This window comes from Cardiobacteriaceae bacterium TAE3-ERU3 (assembly GCA_019218315.1).
GTDB lineage: Bacteria > Pseudomonadota > Gammaproteobacteria > Cardiobacteriales > Cardiobacteriaceae > JAHUUI01.
Map to the genome: position 1 here is coordinate 217,102 of JAHUUI010000003.1, position 16,487 is coordinate 233,588.

Consider the following 16,487-nt stretch of genomic DNA (forward strand, 5'->3'; position numbering starts at 1 on the left):
ATCAATCCAACGAAAGAACGGCTTCCATCTCTACCAATGCCCCTTTAGGCAATGCCGAAACCTCTATCGCTGCACGTGCCGGATACGGCTCAGCAAAGCGTGCGCTCATGATTTCATTGAGTACGTCAAACTGACCAAGATCAGTAAGATAAATATTGAGTTTGGCAATATTGGATAAAGCACCACCAGCAGCAACGCAAACTGCTTCAAGGTTATCAAAGACCTGACGCACTTGCGCTTCAACCCCCTCAACCAACTCCATCGTCTCTGGGTTGAGCGGAATCTGCCCGGAAAGGAAGACTAAATTACCGCAGCGTACAGCTTGCGAATATGGGCCGATAGCTTGAGGTGCTTGGTCAGTATGAATAACAGAACGGGTCATGATTTTTCCTTTCAGCTAAAAATAGAATCGTCAGTACATATACCGACGGCAAAAATACTACAGACGCTTGATCTCGACGACACCACGCTGACTCCGCAATTGACGGACGATTTCAGCCAGGTGATCGCGATCATGCACTTGGAAATAACAGCGCAGAATGCGCATACTCTTGTTGTGATCGGCCGGCTCAATATCCATGCCTGTAATATTGGCATTTGCATCGCCAATAACACTGGTCAAATCAGCCATCATACGGCGACGATCCTCAACCAGAATACTCAACGCAGCATCAAAGAAGCCTTGGGTTTTCTTCGCCCATTCGACCCGGACCCAATCACGCGTATCGGAATTCTGCGCACGCACACAATCCCGGCGGTGAATTTTGACTCCAAGCCGCGGCTTCATATGGCCCAAAATAGGCTCATATGGCAAAGGATAACAGCACTCACCAAAATGTATGGCGCTATCGAGTGCACTACTAACCTCAAGCACTTCTTCCCTATCGTCAACCACCTGTTGACCAATCAAGCTTGAAGCAATCAATAGCGGCTGACGCTTATCGTGGCCAATTTCTGCGAACAACGCATCGCGGCTCAGGTCATGCTCATTTAAATACTTATCAAACGCTTCATCATCAATGCTTTCAAGGCTGCCACCAAGGCGGCGCAGCGCTACATCAAGCAACCGCTTGCCCAGCATAATAGCTTCTTGATCAGCCATATTGCGGATATGGTGGCGAATTGCAGCACGTGCTCGCGCTGTCACGACAAAACGCAACCAGCCGGCTTGCGGCTTACTCTTGCTGTTGCGGATAATCTCCACTGTCTGCCCCGGACCAAGCGGCTGATAAAGTGGCCATTTTTCACCATTAACGCGTGCCGCAACACACTCATCACCAATTTTCGTGTGCAAGGCATACGCAAAATCAACTGGCGTCGCGCCACGTGGCAAATCAATAACCTTACCCTGCGGGGTGTAGGCATGAATATCACCCTGAGCAAGCTCTTTTTTGACCGCATCGTAGAACTCAAGCGGATCATGGGTTATGTTCTGCACATCTTTCAGGCGCAGTAACCAATCACGCATATACTTTTCTGCTTGTAGCGTATGGGCTTGTTTGGTAACGCTACGGTCTTTAATATGCTGATGCCAGACGGCAATAATGCCGGTTTCAGCAAGACTATGCATTTCTTTGGTACGGATCTGAACGTTAAGCACTTCGCTGTTATCGAGCAACACACTCGTGTGCAATGAGCGATAGCCATTACTTTTCGGCGCAGCAATAAAATCTTCAAATTTTCTTGAAACCGGGCGGTATTTACTGTGCAAACAACCGAGAACCCGATAACAGTCGTCCTCAGTCTCAGTAATAATTCTGATCGGAATCGTATGGCACGCAGCAGCAAAATTATTGTGCTTGCGCTTCATGCGCTGATACAAACCCCATAAATGGCGCTGACGTTTATTGATTGACGCTTTAATACCCAACTCTTTGAGTAGCGGATTCAGGTCACTGCGAACACGCTCAAGAATTTCATTGTGAACAAAACGTTCCATATAGCGCTTCTTGAGCACTGCATAACGCCAAGGATAAAGGTGGGAAAAAGCGAGATCTTCAAGCTGAATACGAAAATAAAACAGCCCCAACTTACCAGCAATTGAGGAATAGACATCCAGCGTTTCTTTGGCTTTACGAATACGCTTATCAGGGCGCAATGCGCCAAGTGTCTGCATATTATGTAAGCGATCGGCAAGCTTAATGATAATAACGCGCGGATCATCAGTCGTGGCGACAAACATTTTTTTGAAGCTCTCGGCTTGAACTTCCATCACGCCTTGATCACCAAGCCGCTCAAGCTTACTTACGCCGTCAACCATTGCTGTAACGGCTTTACCAAAAACGGCCTCCATTTCAGCATTGGTTACCGCAGTATCTTCCAATACATCATGCAAAAGTGCGCCTTGCAAAACAGGCAAATCAAAGCGCTGCAATGCCAAAATTCGGCAAACTTCTATCGGGTGCGTGAAGTACGGACCACCAGATTGACGCATTTGGCCTTCATGCGCCCGCGCACCATAAGTTGCGGTCTCACAAAGTACCTTCTGCTCATCTTCATTTAAGTACGCATCTGTGACCTGCCGCAGACGGTCAAAGCTTTCATAAAGCGCCTTTTCGCCAGTCAAGCCCGAGAAATCAAGGCCCTCAGATAAAGCCGAACTGGTAGCTGACTCCGACCCCGTACCCATGTTTTATGCCTTATTCGCTAATACTGTCGCTGTCGCTAGAAAGGATATGACCAATACTGGTCTTCCCGTCTTCAATCTCACGCAATGCAATTACGGTTGGCTTGTCATTTTCCTCGCTGACCATTGGCTGATGCCCCAAGCTGATCTGGCGCGCACGTTTAGAAGCCGCAAGTACTAAGCGAAATCGGTTATTTTCTGTTTTAAGACAATCTTCTACAGTAACTCTTGCCATGATAATTTCCTATTAAAAACACTAAACTATTAGTGTATCAAAATGCAGCAGTACCAGTGCGGCTTTTTTACCCAATGGAAATAAATTTGTTGTCAGCGGCCATCAAGCTGAATAATTCTGAAAACCACTCAGAGATACCAACAAAGCCCTTATCCTAGAGCCCTCACACTATTTTTTGCCAAAAATCCCACCAAAGTTCACATGAAGATTACCCTCATCTTCTTGTGTGATTGCACGACAATTATTGAGCAATACGTTTTCACCATCACTAAGTGAGAACATTACGCCATCTATGCTTGCCCAGCGCAGTGGTGCTAATGTAGCAACAACCCCCTCACTGCCTCGCTCAACCACATCAAGCACTTGCTTGCCGTCTTCCGTCTCAACCGTTGCTGTATAGCGGCCAGCACGATTAGCGTATTCGACCGCGACTTTACCCACCTCACAGTGATAGAGCCAGCGCGACTGCGCACCATCAGCCACCTCAGGAATCCCGCGCAAAGCAACTTGCTGCGCACAGCCAGCAAAAACAAGTACTACGGCGAGCCCCATAGAAATTCTAGTAAACATTAAACCCTTCCTTTTTCCACTCAAAACGCCCAGCTTCAACAGCATGAATCCACTCCATAGTACGCGCAAAGCCGCCCAATGGATAAAAATGCAAGCCGGTAATACGGTGCTGAGGCTCAGCTGCACAAAACCCGGCCAATTGCATGATAATTTCATCCGGCGCTGAGGTAGACATTAAATGCCGTAAGCCTCTATTGTTTTTCAATAAGTAGGACATCGACGGCCCAATACCACAAGCTTTGGCATGCTTAACAAGCGTTGCCACGGTTGCCAAACCTGCAATACCGACACGCAAAGGAAGTGTAACGTTGCGCTCAAACAGTTGGTTTTGCCACGCAATGACTGGCTCTACTGCAAAGCAAAATTGCGTGACAAACCAGTATTTTCTCGGATGCTCTGCAGTATAAAGCTGCTTAAAGATCTCTGCATAGCGCAAATCATCCCTTGCTATATCAGGGCTGCCTTCAGGGTGGCCGGCAAAGCCAATGCCAGTAAAATCATACTCTTCGAGCAAGCCGTCTTGAAGCATTTTTTGCACAGAATAGTAAGGCCCCTTGGACTGACTCAGAGCACCCGCAATCAATAAAATATCCTTTATTTCCAGATCATTGAGCCTACCAAGCACTTTACGCAATTGTGCCTCGCTCTCAATACTGCGCAAAGCCAAATGCGGCACGGGCCGCATTCCCTGCTGTTTTAAAACAGATGCCGTTTCGATCGTATCTTCCACGGAAGATCCGGGTAAAAAGGTCACATAAACTTGCGTAGCGGGTTTCAACCAGCGGTTAAAATCACCAATATCACGTGCGGCTTTAGGAGTTACTTCTATAGAGTAATCTCGCAATAGCGCCTGAATATCTTCTTTACTTGGGTGGTTATTCACTTATTCTCCTCTAAGGCGCCAGCCGGTTAATGAACCAGTCTTTTTCTGATGACAGCTGATAAACGAAACGGTCATGGAGTCTATTCGGCTGCCCTTGCCAAAATTCAATGCTATGTGGACGAATTCGGTATCCTCCCCAAAAGTCCGGTAGCGGAACATCTCCTTCAGCAAATTTTTCTTTCATTTTAGCCCACTGCTGCATCAACAGTGTACGCGAATTAATCACTTGGCTCTGTGGAGAAGCCCATGCCCCCAATTGACTGTCTTTAGGTCGACTTAAAAAATAGCGTAAGCTTTGCGCTCGGCTGACCTTTTCAGCAACGCCTTCTATCTTTACCTGTCGCTGCAGTCCAAACCAAGGGAATAACATGGACACTGCCGCATTTTCAGCAATCTCTTTCGCTTTACGGCTGTGGTAATTAGTGTAAAAAACGAAGCCATCGTGATCAAAATACTTCAGCAGTACCGTACGTTGTGAAGGTCGACCATCGGGGCCGACCGTAGCCAAGACAAACGCATTGGGTTCAGCCATCGCTGAGCCCAATGCCTCATCAAACCACTTGGCAAATTGCACAATAGGATCGTCCGCAAGCTGCTCGCGCTCGAGCGGCTGATGGTCATTAAAATCATGGCGAACGTGCCCGATATCCATTATTCGAGGTTGGCTAGGACGTGGTCAAAGGCGCGTAAAGTCGCCTCGATTTCTTCATCACCATGCGCAGAAGAAACAAACAGCGTCTCAAAGGCTGATGGCGCAAGATAAATGCCTTCTTCAAGCATAGCGTGAAAAAATGCTGCGTAGCGCTTTGTGTCGCACGCCTGAACAGCTGCAAAATTATCAACCTTATCCGCATCGGTAAAGAAGAACCCAAGCATACCGCAAACCTGATTAACCACCATCGGCACACCGTGCTTTTCAGCCGCCTTGCGGATACCGTCAGCCAGTTTTTCCGTAGTCGCATTCAGGCGATCGTAAAAGCCTTGCACATCGGTCAAATTCAAATTAGCGATACCGGCCGCCATAGCGACTGGATTACCCGAGAGCGTACCCGCTTGATAAACGCCACCAATAGGCGCGAGCTTATCCATAATATCTGCACGGCCGCCAAAAGCACCAACTGGCATACCGCCGCCAATGACTTTACCGAACGTACTCAAATCAGGCTTGATACCAAACAACTCTTGCGCACCGGCCTTAGCCACACGGAAGCCCGTCATTACCTCGTCAAAAATCAATACCGTACCGTATTCATCGCACAGAATACGCAAGCGCTGTAAAAACTCTTGTGAAGGCGGCACGCAATTCATATTGCCGGCAATTGGCTCAACAATCACCGTCGCCAATTTATCGCCATGCTCGGCAAAAGCCTGCTCAAGCGCGTCAATATCATTGAAAGCAGCAGTAATCGTGTGCTTGGCATAAGCCGTCGGGACGCCCGGTGAATTAGGTACGCCGAGGGTCAATGCGCCAGAACCAGCAGCGACCAGCAACCCATCCGAATGACCATGATAACAGCCAGCAAATTTCAAAATATCATCTCGGCCAGTGTAAGCGCGCGCCAAACGGATCGCGCTCATGGTTGCTTCTGTGCCTGAGTTACACATCCGCACTTTATCTACCGAAGGTACGCGCGCAACAATCATCTCAGCCATCAGTGTTTCAGCTTCTGTCGGCGCACCAAAACTCAAACCATCCTGAGCAGCATTAATCACCGCCTCACGGACTTTCTCATGGTTATGGCCAGCGATCATTGGGCCAAATGAGCCGACATAGTCAATATAGCGCTTACCATCAATATCAAATATGTATGCACCCTGCGCACGAGCAATGAAGCGCGGCGAACCGCCGACTGATTGAAAAGCCCGCACAGGCGAATTCACACCACCCGGGATGACTTGACTGGCACGTTCAAAGGCCTGTACTGATGACATAAAAAATACACCCTGATCTGAAACTAAAGTTGCTATTTTAATATAAAAAACCTATAAATTTAAGTTTATTATCCAAATGCAGGCATTTCCACCATGATTGACATACGCTGATTTTTCAGGCATTATTCGCGCCCTTAGTGCCCACCAGCATAACCAAAACATCGTCATTAACAACAATATTCTGGCGATTATTTTTTATTTAACAGATTGTTCTAATAGGAGTTTACATTGGCCAATTCCGTCCAAGCGAAAAAGCGCGTCAAGCAGGCTGAGAAAGCCCACGCACGCAATGCCAGCCAGCGCTCAAGCATGCGTAGCGCTGTAAAAAAAGTTCTGCGTTCTATCAATGAGAACGACAAAGATGCAGCACAAAAGAATTACACTTATGCTTGCAGCTTACTTGATCGTGCTGCTGGCAAAGGTCTGATTCACAAGAATAAGGCTTCACGCCTGAAGAGCCGTATCAACGCTAAAGTCAAAGCAATGGCTTAAGCCTTTCGGCAATAGATATAAAACCCGCTTTAGCGGGTTTTTTTCTATCCAACCATATTTTTAATCATAAAAAACAATGGACACCCCAAAGAAACAGGACTACGCCTCAACCCTCAAAGGCAAACACGGCATTAAACGCCTGATTAATGCTATAGGCTATTCTCGTGATGGTATCAAAGCCGCCTTTGAAGAAGCCGGATTTCGAGAGCTACTGCTCCTGCACGCTGTTCTGTTAATTATTCTGTGCTTCGTCCATTTTTCTCTACCCGTCAAAATGATATTGGTCATGGCTTCATTTATGTCGTTGATTGTTGAGCTATTCAATACCGGCATCGAAGCTTCGGTTGACCACACATCACTTGAAAGACACCCTCTTGCCAAGCGCGCCAAAGACGTGGGCTCAGCCGCACAATACACCAGCTTAACCATGATCGCCGTATTGTGGATTATGGCGGCTACACTTGGCTAATTGATCTAATTAGAAAGGCTCGGCACAAGCTTGCTCGATTGCCTGACGTGAGAACATCAGCTGCCATCGACTACCGCCATTTGCGCGCCATAGTGCGACCACGCGCACTGCACACAACAACAGCGCACGCAGCATTTCCACCACATATTGTTGCTGCAAATAATCTGGCGAACCATTAATCATGATCTTTGGCGCAGCCTCACTTGCCGTACGCTGATACAGCCCCGCAATATTGGCAATCACATTTTCATGGGTCAGATTGTAATGCTCATGTTGACGGCGCACATCACCCAGCCCGCGAATCAGAATATCCATCAGCTCGCTATTTTTACTCAATTTCTTTTCAACGTGCATCAGCTGCACGCTATAGCGTACGTAGTCAGTATCAATATCCTGAGCTAACACTTTGAGCAATAGCTCGCGACCGCGATTAAGCGGCTCAATCTCACCAAAATAGCCTTCGATCGACGAACAATCATGGCGAACCAGCGTTGGCAGTAAGGTGTTGACCACCCCACCATCGACCTTACCAGTAGTCGCCAGCTTACGCACCCCATCAATCGCTAGAAATAGTGCAGACAAACACATTGCCTGTGCGCGCAATTCCTCATTCACCACCATCTTGAAACCTCTCTTCAATCACGCCACCGCCAAGACAACGTGCGCCGTCATAAATCACCACATACTGCCCCGGTGTCACGGCGCGCTGTGGCTCATCGAACGTCACCATCATCACATCGCCATCTATCACAACACGGCAAGCCTGATCCTGCTGACGATAGCGCACTTTTGCCGTATAACTGCGGCCAGCTTCAGGGACTTCGTTGAGCCACGACAACTGCCCGGCGCGCAAACGACGGTGATACAGCAATGGATGCTCACCTTGCCCGACGACCAACACATTGCGCGCCAAATCCTTATCCAGTACATACCACGGCTCATCGCTGGCACCGGCAACCCCGCCAATACCCAACCCTTGGCGCTGACCAATCGTGTAATACATCAGCCCCATATGCTCGCCAATCCAGATACCTTCAGCAGTTTCCATTTTGCCCGGTTTGGCTGGCAAATATTGCGCCAAGAACTCACGGAATGGGCGCTCACCAATAAAGCAGATGCCCGTAGAGTCTTTTTTATCAAAAGTAATCAGCCCGGCCTGTTCGGCAATGCGGCGTACTTCACTTTTTTCCATGCCACCGAGTGGGAACAGCGCCTTGGCAAGCTGTGCAGGCGTCATTTGATGCAAGAAATAGCTTTGATCTTTACCGGCGTCCACACCTTTAAATAACGCTGCTTGCCCATCGTGCTGCCCACGCCGTGCATAATGCCCGGTCGCGAGATAATCCGCACCAATTTCTGCCGCATAGTGCGCCAGCTCAGCAAATTTAATCTCACGGTTACACAATACATCCGGATTTGGCGTACGCCCGGCTGCGTATTCATCGAGAAACAGCTTAAACACACGCTCGTGATATTCCTTGACGAAGTTGACCGTGTGCAACTCAATGCCGAGCGTCTCGCACACATCACGCGCGTCTTCAATATCTTCCTCCACCGTGCAATAACCGGCGGAAAAAGACTCCTCCCAATTCTTCATAAAGATCCCGACCACGTGATAGCCTGCTTCTTTGAGCAGATACGCCGTCACCGACGAATCAACTCCGCCGGAAATCCCTACCGCAATTGTTGCCTGCTTGTCAGGTATAAAATCATTCATTGTTGCCTCAATGTGACGCACAAAACGCGCTATTGTAACGTCATCGAGGATTATTTGGCGATTGCCAAGCTTTTATACGCACACTTTTGCAGCCGTCAGCAGGCAATTAATCGTGTCGGTACTGCACAAAACAACCATTGGATAAAGGAAGAGGGTTTTCTGTATCAAATTGATAGCAAGTCAGATAACCACCTTCAAGTGCCGCAGAATAATCCACACAGACCACCTGCTCACTCAATATTGCCGGTTCACCATGCGCCCAATAATGGCCGATAAAAACCGGCTTATCTGTTTTTAATTCAAAGTCGACAACAGGCACCGGTACATCTTCCGGCACTTGCGCCAGATCTGATGGTGCGGCCATGCTGACTTCGCGCAGCGTTTTATCATGCCGATCCATCCACCACTTCATGCGCATGCGGCTACGCGAAATACCATTCTTATCCTTAAAGCGAATACCATCGGGCAGCTGCATTTCAATTCCTTTCAGCACGTTTTCCAGCGCATCGAACGCTGGCGTACGCTTTTGCCCTGTAGCCTGCAGTGCTTGCGGCGTCAGGCAATGTTTTTTGGTTAACAGCGGCTTGAGCACAGCCATACTGTCGCTATCCCAGCAGGCATGAACAAAGCACGCTTCTTCTGTTTCAATCCACAGCGGCAGCTCATAAAAACGCTGCAACCAGAATTGATGTAACTCTGAACCAAATGGTGCTTCACGCAAAAAAGCCTTATGCTGCTTATGGTTACTCTCTTTGTGCTCGCGCAAATAGCTGCCATCATTTGCCACTTTATCCAGCGTGGCATAAGCCAAAGCATTGTATTCATGATTGCCCATCACCGCTTGCGCCACACCAGCATCAAGCATTGCAAAGACGATTTGCAACGTTTCCAGTTCCTTGCCGCCACGATCAATAAAATCGCCAATAAACAACGCTTGATGATTGGCTGGTGGTACAAAATACTGCCCATTATGGCGGTAGCCAAGCTGTTGCAATAATCCCTTGAGTTTATCCGCCTGACCGTGAATATCGCCAATAATGTCGTAAATCATCCGTTTTACCTCTCAATCGATAATGAATAATGAAACACTCCACTTTCACGCTGATAGCCAAGTGATTCGTAGAGCCTTTGTGCAGTGTGGTTATCGGCCGCAGTTTCCAGAACCAAGCGTCGTGCGCCGGTCTGTTTGGCGTATGCTTTAGCGGCATTCATCAATGCGCGCCCAACACCCTGACCACGCGCAGCTTGCACGACAAATAAATCATTGAGCGTCCATACCCGGCAGGCTGATACTGATGAAAAGTTGGGATAAAGTTGGGTGAAGCCAAGCGCATTGTTTTCTTCATCCAAAGCGAGCAATAAAACTGACTCGTTATTATCCATGCGCTCGCCGATAAATGCTTTGGCTAACGGCAAATCTGTTGCCTGCCCGTAGAATACACGATACTGATTGAATAAATTCGCAATTACGTTGATGTCCGCCAGCTCTGCTTGCTTGATGTGTATCATATCCGCCTCTCATTAAGACATAAACCAGCAGGATATAGTCAAGCAGATTTACATTTCACACAAGCCACCAAGCATCCACTAAAAAATATTGCATCTTTTCAGCAAGCTGGTGCAACGCAGCATGAAGTTTGCAAGTAAAGAATAAAGGCGTATCCAAATAGCTCGGGATACGCCTTCAATAGACGGGTTAGCTAGCCAATAAATACATTAGACAGCATGACGCCAATAATACAGGCCGTTACAACACCAACCAAGCCCGGAGCCATAAAGCTATGGTTAAAGTAATATTTGCCGATTTTAGTTGTACCGGAAACATCGAAGTTGATGGTTGCGATATCTGACGGATAGTTCGGAATAAAGAAGTATCCGTAGGTTGCTGGCATCAAGCCAATAAGCAATGGCGCAGGTAACCCAAGCCCAATCCCGACGGGCAATAGCATACGCCCGGTAGCGGCTTGGCTGTTAATCACGACTGATACGGCAAACAATGCAAACGCAAATGCCCATGGATATTGGCTAACCATCTCCATGACGGCACCTTTAAACTGCGGCATCGCATAGCTGAAATAGGTATCACTCATCCACGCAATACCGAAGATGGCGATAGTCGCAACCATACCTGACTTGAACACCACACCATTTGGTACTTTCTGCACATTGGTTCTGGTCGCAAGCAAGATGACGCCGCCAAAGCCCAGCATCATCATCTGAATGATTAGCGTCATGGAAACCGGCTTGTCAGCACCACGAGTTAGGACGACATCAGTCGGCTCAGTTTCGCCTTTTTTGATCAGGCTAACTTGGACGGTCTCACCCGGCTTGACGCGCTCAGGAACGTTAATCGTAAAGATACCATTTTTTTCTGCCACGCTAGCGCCCTCGCCAGTCACACGGAGCGCCCCCTCTTCCAGAGCATAAGCAGGCAGGGAAACGCTGGTTTTACCAGCAGCGACAGCTGGCACAACAGCTGCGTCACTTGAAGCCCACGGTCCTTGCTCTGCATTGAGCGTGCGAATACTCGGTACCATAGCAACGACCACAATAGAAATTAAAGCAAGGATAAACAGCAGCACCGCATTACGCGCTGATGATGGCAGTTTTTCATCAAGTGTGGTGCTGGTGGTATTCATAATGCGTTCACGCCAGGTAGGATCTTGCAAACGACGCTGATATTCAGGGTCATCTTTCAATTCCTTACCACGGCGCAAGCTGTAAAGTGACAATGCAATCACGCCACAAAATGTAGCCGGAATAGTGACAGCGACAATATTGAGCAGCGTCACGTTCTCAAATCCCGGCAAACGAATGATCTCACCAAGATAGTAAATAACTGCAGCTGAAATTGGGCTACCGGTAATACCAAGCTGTGAGGCAACTGAAGCCGCAGCCATTGGGCGCTCTGGGCGTATATCATTTTTCAATGCGATATCGCCAATAATCGGCATCACGGAATAGACTGCATGGCCAGTACCAAGCATCAAAGTCATTAAATAGGTCACAATTGGGCCGAGAATCGTAATCCGCTTTGGATTGCTACGCAGAATGCGTTCTGCAATTTGCAGCATGTACTTCAAGCCTCCAGCAGCTTCAAGAATAGAAGCACAAGTCACAACTGCCAAAATAATCAACATAACGTTAATTGGAGGTGCCGTTGGTGGCATACGCAGAACGAATACCTCGAACAACAAGCCAATGCCCGAGACGACGCCCAAGCCAATTCCCCCAAAACGGCTACCTGCATACAAGAACAGTAGCAGGAGCATAAACTCAAATATAAGCATGGTAACCCCCTGGATTTGATTATCAGAATAGCACCATAATATACCTGCAAATTGATACATTCAAAGAAATATTAAATATCAAATTTATGGTAAATAGAATACAATTAGTCCGGATTAAGTCGTTGATTGTTATTAATATATGAAAAAACCCGATTATTTATTTTCCAACACCAAATTTTACTTTTAATAAAATGAGTTTTCCAAAAGCGATAATTAATTTATTAAAAGATCAAACAAACATTTTATAAAAGCAGTATTTCACCCCACTACCTTAGTAACACTATTACACCTCTGAGCTTGTGCTCAACACAAGGATTACAGCAGTATCAGAAAGCCGAGTATCGGATTCAATACAGGCACTAGCCTATCCCCTGATTATTGCAAGCATTGATGCACTTGCTCCAGAAGCTCCCCCAGCCCAATAAGTACACAGCGCACTGTGCTGAATGTTATGCACAGTCTTCTTGCGCAAGCTTATAGCTTACGGCCAATGCGTTTTTCCACTTCACGGCGTTCCCAATCATCGCCCAAAATCCGCCAAGGCGTAAACAAGGTCACCCCGCGCAGAACGATAGCCAAGCCCCAGCCCAATGCTGGCCATACCACCCACCAATAATCTGGTGAGATCAACCAGTTAACCACCAACAAAAATAACATCACAGCAGCATAGCGCATCAAGCCAATATACCAACCGCGCAAGCGGCGCACCTCTTGTAATGCTCTGGTTTCTTCCTCTGCTAATCGCGTATTTTCTACTGTCGTATTCATGTCGTTTTCTCCTTGCAGGTCACGAATCGTTGTTTCAAACACCGCAGCAAGGGATTTCCACGATTCCAGTCCGGCGCGTTGCCCGTTTTCAATGCGCTGAATGGTGCGCGTACTCAAGCCGGCCATTTCCGCTAGCTGCTCTTGCGACCAGCCGTTGGCTTCACGCATTGCTTTGACTTTGGACTGCATGGATTTCCTCCTCAACTACGATGTGGCGCATCATGCCCAAACACAGGGAAAACAAACACGACACCAGCGCGACGAACACCCGACAGCAAACATAACACACTGCTTTGCAACGAATTATGACAAAGAAAGATAATCAACGCCGCCAATCGCGTCAATAAAATGGCGATCGTGCGACACCACAACCAGCACACCTTTATAGTCGTGCAATGCTTGCTGCAACAGCTCTTTTGACTCGATATCGAGATGGTTATCCGGTTCATCGAGCAGCAACAAAGCTGGTGCCGTCGGCCCACAAAACAAACACGCCAACGCTACTTTTAACTGCTCACCACCACTCAAATAGTGTAACGGTTTGACTGCCGCATCACCGCGCAAACGCAACTGCGCCAATCGGGTGCGATACGCATCATCTGTCCAACCTGCTGCCAAACGGCGAAAATTCTCCAGCGCTGACTGCTGCTGATCGAGAAAAGAAAAATGCTGATTCATCAAGCGGTGCGAAGGCGTAACCGATACATCGCCCGACTTCGCCGCCATTTGACCAGTCATCACACGCAGTAAAGTCGATTTCCCGCAGCCATTATCACCGACCACTGCCAAGCGCTCACCCTTGTTCAAGGTCAGGCTTAACCGCTTGACTGAACCAAAGGGCAATTCCAATGCCGCAAGCTGCAATAGCGGATTATTTGCCGCTTCCGGTTCGGCCGTAACAATCGCTAATGGCGCAACCCGTTCCAGCAATACGCGATCATGCGTCACCAGCAACGCACCGCCAGAAAAGTGACCCAACCAATCAGCAAGCCATTGCCGCCCTGCTGCGTCCTAGTGGTTACTTGGCTCATCAAGAATCAGAAAGCCGCACCCTTGTCGCTTGAGCGCCAATAATTTAACCCGCGTTTGCTCACCGCCGCTCAATGAAGCCATATCGCGCGTCAAAATATCCGCGGCCAAACCACCTTCAGCGAGCAAAGCAGCAATATCCGCTTCCCACGTCCATTTATCGGCCATAAAATCCAGATCAGCCGCACTACCCTCACCAGCCAAAATCCGTGCACTCGCTTGCTGGATAGTGCTCACACCTAACACACCTGCGACACGACCCACCGCGGCATGATCATTTTGCGCCAAATAGCCCACGCTGCAAAAATGCTATACCTTGCCAATACTCGGCGCTAATTGACCGGCTAATACCGCAGCAAGGCACGACTTGCCTGCACCATTGCGCCCGATCAACGCCTGCACACCAGCGGTGAGGAACATATCAATACCGCTGAACAGCGGCGTAGATTCGCCAGGAAATTGCACGCCAAGTTGTCGTGCTTCAATCAGATTTGCATTATGTGACCCCGCTTGAGCATAAATCTTACAGCCTGTAAGCAAATCTATCGCAATAGATAATACAGCTGGATTGGCAAGTTTTTTAACAGTTTATCGAAATGTCGTTTTCATCCTTATTCGAGAATAAAAGCTTGTTAAATGGACGATAGATTGGTACTTTTCAGAAGACTAAGCGCAGTTAATTTTGCTTTATTCGAGGTATTCAATATTGTTTGCACGGCAGAAAAATGAAGTTCGAACTTGAAGAAATCGATGAAAAAGACAAGTGGCCCAATAACCTTCCTGTACGGGATCCCGATTGGTTGTACGAAGAAGGTGGAACTACTGTATCTGACCTCAGCCAAGAAGAGCTGGCTTTCATACCAACCTTACTCCGCAATCAATCCCTGTGGCATAAGATTGCCAAAAGCCGCCTCAAGCCCATCGATTTACGCTACGAACACTATTTTGATGTATATACCAAATTACAAGCCAACCCGCCGCATACAAAATGGATGGAAATATTTGCCCTCCAATATGTATTGCCTGCAATGCTCTTGATGTCCCTGGTTGTGATGCTACCAAATGCCTTTTTATCGTTAGAGTTCTTTGCGCAAGTAACTGCTGCTTTTGGCCTCGAAACGGAGCTGGCACGTACGCACGGCATCGTCTTCTTTTACTACCTGATCTTTTTCATAATGACCGCTCTCATTTTTATTCGGTATGTCAAAAAAATTGGCTTCATGAGCAAATTTGTCAAACCTGAACATCTCTTTTACTTCTATCGTTATCGAATACTTTTCCTGCTGTTACTCATTCCACCCATTTTTTTGACATCTCCACTGGATCCACTACCGTCACGAGGCAGGCTTTGGTTTTCAAATAATGTAGAAACAGAACCGACAATATTGGTTACCAAGATGCTTGGTTTAACGTGTATGAGTTCTATACTTATCATTACATGGATGGATTTTCCCAAAAAATTGATAACAAAATCCTACATGACAATCATTATGAGAAATGTTTTCTACAAGTCGGAATTAATAGAAGAAGTGAAACGTCATGCAAAATAAATTTCCTAATAACAAAACTATACATCAGTGTTGCCAAAAATCCTTAATCACAGCAGCGACAGTTTCTGCGTCGTCCATGTGCACATGATGACCGCCAGCTAGACGCTCGACGCGAATATCGGCGGTGCACTCGTAGCGCCCGGGCATGAAATCCCATTTCGGCAATAGTCCTTCTTCAGCTTCAATCACCAGCACTGGTGCGCTGATGCGCTCAAGAAAGGTCGTCAGCTGTGCTTCGCTGAGAAGTACAGGTTGTGCGACGGTTAGGCGGCGATCGCTGATGAAGCGGAAGCCATCCGGCGTTTCTTCGAGATTGCGGCGCAGCAGTATTTCCGCGGATTCTGGCAACATCTCCCCCGCTTGTCGTCGCGCGCGAATTAGTGGGCGAATGTCGGGATAAACAGTCTCCGAACGGCTACGCATCACATCGAGTTTGGGCAGGCGCTCGGCAAAGCGCTCGGGCAGCGGATGATCGTCGGACACATACGGCACACCATAGCATTCAATAGCCACCAATGAATTGACCTGCTCGGGAAATGAGCCGGCATACAACGTGGCAATCGCTGCTCCCATTGAGTGGCACACAAAATCAAAGCGCTCGATACCGAATTGCGCCAGTGCGAGATAGACGTCGCGCAGGTAGTCGCTGAAATGGTAACCACTGCCCAGCGGGCGGTGATCGCTGTGCCCATGCCCAGCCAAATCAAGCGAGATCAAGCGCGTCTGTTCATCAGCCAGCAACGGCGCAAGTGGCGCAAAGCTCATCGCGTTATCAAGCCAGCCGTGCAGGCAAACAATCGTGCGCTGAGCATGGTCGGCATCTGCGCCCCATGCCACGCCACGCACGACCATATGCGCCAAATCAATCCGAATTGGTTTCATCAAAAGTTCCTGTGATGTCTAACGCACTTTCTCAATATTGATGG

20 protein-coding genes are annotated in these 16,487 nt (G+C 48.0%); 3 read left to right on the top strand and 17 right to left on the bottom strand.

The window, feature by feature from the left end; all coding sequences use genetic code 11:
• Nucleotide 1: 1 nt before the first annotated feature.
• The 7 genes from KRX19_07300 to hemL all read right to left on the bottom strand — a co-directional run bounded on the left by KRX19_07300 (nucleotide 2) and on the right by hemL (nucleotide 6,246).
• The gene (locus KRX19_07300; GenBank protein MBV7434831.1) at nucleotides 2-382 is read right to left on the bottom strand and encodes a RidA family protein; all 381 of its coding nucleotides are present in this window, start codon (nucleotides 380-382) and stop codon (nucleotides 2-4) included.
• Between the two features lie 57 nt (nucleotides 383-439).
• On the bottom strand, nucleotides 440-2,629 hold the full coding sequence (locus KRX19_07305) for a RelA/SpoT family protein (GenBank protein MBV7434832.1): 2,190 nt from the start codon (nucleotides 2,627-2,629) through the stop codon (nucleotides 440-442).
• A gap of 10 nt (nucleotides 2,630-2,639) precedes the next feature.
• A complete protein-coding gene (gene rpoZ / locus KRX19_07310; protein MBV7434833.1) occupies nucleotides 2,640-2,861 on the bottom strand; it encodes a DNA-directed RNA polymerase subunit omega in 222 nt (73 codons plus the stop codon).
• A 168-nt stretch (nucleotides 2,862-3,029) separates the two neighbouring features.
• Nucleotides 3,030-3,431 (bottom strand): hypothetical protein, encoded by a 402-nt coding sequence (locus KRX19_07315; GenBank protein MBV7434834.1) that lies wholly within the window; start codon nucleotides 3,429-3,431, stop codon nucleotides 3,030-3,032.
• Nucleotides 3,421-4,314: a methylenetetrahydrofolate reductase gene (locus tag KRX19_07320; GenBank protein ID MBV7434835.1), complete on the bottom strand. Its 894-nt coding sequence runs from the start codon at nucleotides 4,312-4,314 to the stop codon at nucleotides 3,421-3,423. Before KRX19_07320 ends, KRX19_07315 begins: the two co-directional genes overlap by 11 nt.
• Nucleotides 4,315-4,324: 10 nt before the next feature.
• The gene (gene pdxH, locus KRX19_07325) at nucleotides 4,325-4,966 is read right to left on the bottom strand and encodes a pyridoxamine 5'-phosphate oxidase (protein ID MBV7434836.1); all 642 of its coding nucleotides are present in this window, start codon (nucleotides 4,964-4,966) and stop codon (nucleotides 4,325-4,327) included.
• On the bottom strand, nucleotides 4,966-6,246 hold the full coding sequence (hemL, locus tag KRX19_07330) for a glutamate-1-semialdehyde 2,1-aminomutase (protein ID MBV7434837.1): 1,281 nt from the start codon (nucleotides 6,244-6,246) through the stop codon (nucleotides 4,966-4,968). Before hemL ends, pdxH begins: the two co-directional genes overlap by 1 nt.
• A 228-nt stretch (nucleotides 6,247-6,474) precedes the next feature.
• Between hemL and rpsT the strand changes: the two genes are divergently transcribed.
• On the top strand, nucleotides 6,475-6,738 hold the full coding sequence (gene rpsT, locus KRX19_07335; GenBank protein MBV7434838.1) for a 30S ribosomal protein S20: 264 nt from the start codon (nucleotides 6,475-6,477) through the stop codon (nucleotides 6,736-6,738).
• 76 nt (nucleotides 6,739-6,814) lie between these two features.
• Nucleotides 6,815-7,207, top strand: a complete 393-nt coding sequence (locus tag KRX19_07340; GenBank protein MBV7434839.1) for a diacylglycerol kinase — start codon at nucleotides 6,815-6,817, stop codon at nucleotides 7,205-7,207.
• A 9-nt stretch (nucleotides 7,208-7,216) separates the two neighbouring features.
• On the opposite strand, the gene hflD is transcribed toward KRX19_07340, so the two are convergent.
• The 9 genes from hflD to KRX19_07385 all read right to left on the bottom strand — a co-directional run bounded on the left by hflD (nucleotide 7,217) and on the right by KRX19_07385 (nucleotide 14,551).
• The gene (hflD, locus tag KRX19_07345; GenBank protein MBV7434840.1) at nucleotides 7,217-7,828 is read right to left on the bottom strand and encodes a high frequency lysogenization protein HflD; all 612 of its coding nucleotides are present in this window, start codon (nucleotides 7,826-7,828) and stop codon (nucleotides 7,217-7,219) included.
• Nucleotides 7,815-8,924, bottom strand: coding sequence for a tRNA 2-thiouridine(34) synthase MnmA (gene mnmA / locus KRX19_07350; protein MBV7434841.1), 1,110 nt, complete (start codon nucleotides 8,922-8,924; stop codon nucleotides 7,815-7,817). The genes hflD and mnmA overlap by 14 nt, the downstream gene beginning before the upstream one ends.
• 106 nt (nucleotides 8,925-9,030) lie before the next feature.
• Entirely contained in the window at nucleotides 9,031-9,975 is a 945-nt protein-coding gene (locus KRX19_07355; protein ID MBV7434842.1) for a metallophosphoesterase, read from the bottom strand.
• Between the two features lie 5 nt (nucleotides 9,976-9,980).
• Nucleotides 9,981-10,433, bottom strand: a complete 453-nt coding sequence (locus KRX19_07360; protein ID MBV7434843.1) for a GNAT family N-acetyltransferase — start codon at nucleotides 10,431-10,433, stop codon at nucleotides 9,981-9,983.
• 191 nt (nucleotides 10,434-10,624) lie between these two features.
• Nucleotides 10,625-12,214 carry an anaerobic C4-dicarboxylate transporter gene (locus KRX19_07365; protein MBV7434844.1) on the bottom strand — a complete coding sequence of 530 codons (1,590 nt, stop codon included), beginning with the start codon at nucleotides 12,212-12,214 and terminating at the stop codon, nucleotides 10,625-10,627.
• A gap of 474 nt (nucleotides 12,215-12,688) precedes the next feature.
• On the bottom strand, nucleotides 12,689-13,171 hold the full coding sequence (locus KRX19_07370; protein ID MBV7434845.1) for a helix-turn-helix domain-containing protein: 483 nt from the start codon (nucleotides 13,169-13,171) through the stop codon (nucleotides 12,689-12,691).
• Between the two features lie 114 nt (nucleotides 13,172-13,285).
• Entirely contained in the window at nucleotides 13,286-13,960 is a 675-nt protein-coding gene (locus KRX19_07375; GenBank protein MBV7434846.1) for an ATP-binding cassette domain-containing protein, read from the bottom strand.
• 33 nt (nucleotides 13,961-13,993) lie between these two features.
• A complete protein-coding gene (locus KRX19_07380) occupies nucleotides 13,994-14,248 on the bottom strand; it encodes an ATP-binding cassette domain-containing protein (protein ID MBV7434847.1) in 255 nt (84 codons plus the stop codon).
• A 72-nt stretch (nucleotides 14,249-14,320) separates the two neighbouring features.
• Nucleotides 14,321-14,551 (bottom strand): ATP-binding cassette domain-containing protein, encoded by a 231-nt coding sequence (locus KRX19_07385; GenBank protein MBV7434848.1) that lies wholly within the window; start codon nucleotides 14,549-14,551, stop codon nucleotides 14,321-14,323.
• 185 nt (nucleotides 14,552-14,736) lie between these two features.
• Here KRX19_07385 and KRX19_07390 point away from each other — a divergent pair, with 185 nt between their 5' ends.
• Nucleotides 14,737-15,561, top strand: a complete 825-nt coding sequence (locus KRX19_07390) for a hypothetical protein (protein ID MBV7434849.1) — start codon at nucleotides 14,737-14,739, stop codon at nucleotides 15,559-15,561.
• A gap of 24 nt (nucleotides 15,562-15,585) precedes the next feature.
• Here the strand turns inward: KRX19_07390 and KRX19_07395 are convergent, their stop codons facing one another.
• Nucleotides 15,586-16,443: an alpha/beta hydrolase gene (locus tag KRX19_07395; protein MBV7434850.1), complete on the bottom strand. Its 858-nt coding sequence runs from the start codon at nucleotides 16,441-16,443 to the stop codon at nucleotides 15,586-15,588.
• Nucleotides 16,444-16,487 lie beyond the last annotated feature (44 nt).

What these genes read in the sequence shown, in the direction of transcription:
- KRX19_07395 (MBV7434850.1), bottom strand. Translation starts at nt 16,443, where the DNA reads ATGAAACCAATTCGGATTGATTTGGCGCATATGGTCGTGCGTGGCGTG.
- hemL (MBV7434837.1), bottom strand. Translation starts at nt 6,246, where the DNA reads ATGTCATCAGTACAGGCCTTTGAACGTGCCAGTCAAGTCATCCCGGGT.
- KRX19_07300 (MBV7434831.1), bottom strand. Translation starts at nt 382, where the DNA reads ATGACCCGTTCTGTTATTCATACTGACCAAGCACCTCAAGCTATCGGC.
- KRX19_07365 (MBV7434844.1), bottom strand. Translation starts at nt 12,214, where the DNA reads ATGCTTATATTTGAGTTTATGCTCCTGCTACTGTTCTTGTATGCAGGT.
- KRX19_07305 (MBV7434832.1), bottom strand. Translation starts at nt 2,629, where the DNA reads ATGGGTACGGGGTCGGAGTCAGCTACCAGTTCGGCTTTATCTGAGGGC.
- KRX19_07315 (MBV7434834.1), bottom strand. Translation starts at nt 3,431, where the DNA reads ATGTTTACTAGAATTTCTATGGGGCTCGCCGTAGTACTTGTTTTTGCT.
- KRX19_07340 (MBV7434839.1), top strand. Translation starts at nt 6,815, where the DNA reads ATGGACACCCCAAAGAAACAGGACTACGCCTCAACCCTCAAAGGCAAA.
- KRX19_07360 (MBV7434843.1), bottom strand. Translation starts at nt 10,433, where the DNA reads ATGATACACATCAAGCAAGCAGAGCTGGCGGACATCAACGTAATTGCG.
- mnmA (MBV7434841.1), bottom strand. Translation starts at nt 8,924, where the DNA reads ATGAATGATTTTATACCTGACAAGCAGGCAACAATTGCGGTAGGGATT.
- pdxH (MBV7434836.1), bottom strand. Translation starts at nt 4,966, where the DNA reads ATGGATATCGGGCACGTTCGCCATGATTTTAATGACCATCAGCCGCTC.
- KRX19_07355 (MBV7434842.1), bottom strand. Translation starts at nt 9,975, where the DNA reads ATGATTTACGACATTATTGGCGATATTCACGGTCAGGCGGATAAACTC.
- hflD (MBV7434840.1), bottom strand. Translation starts at nt 7,828, where the DNA reads ATGGTGGTGAATGAGGAATTGCGCGCACAGGCAATGTGTTTGTCTGCA.
- rpoZ (MBV7434833.1), bottom strand. Translation starts at nt 2,861, where the DNA reads ATGGCAAGAGTTACTGTAGAAGATTGTCTTAAAACAGAAAATAACCGA.
- KRX19_07370 (MBV7434845.1), bottom strand. Translation starts at nt 13,171, where the DNA reads ATGCAGTCCAAAGTCAAAGCAATGCGTGAAGCCAACGGCTGGTCGCAA.
- KRX19_07390 (MBV7434849.1), top strand. Translation starts at nt 14,737, where the DNA reads ATGAAGTTCGAACTTGAAGAAATCGATGAAAAAGACAAGTGGCCCAAT.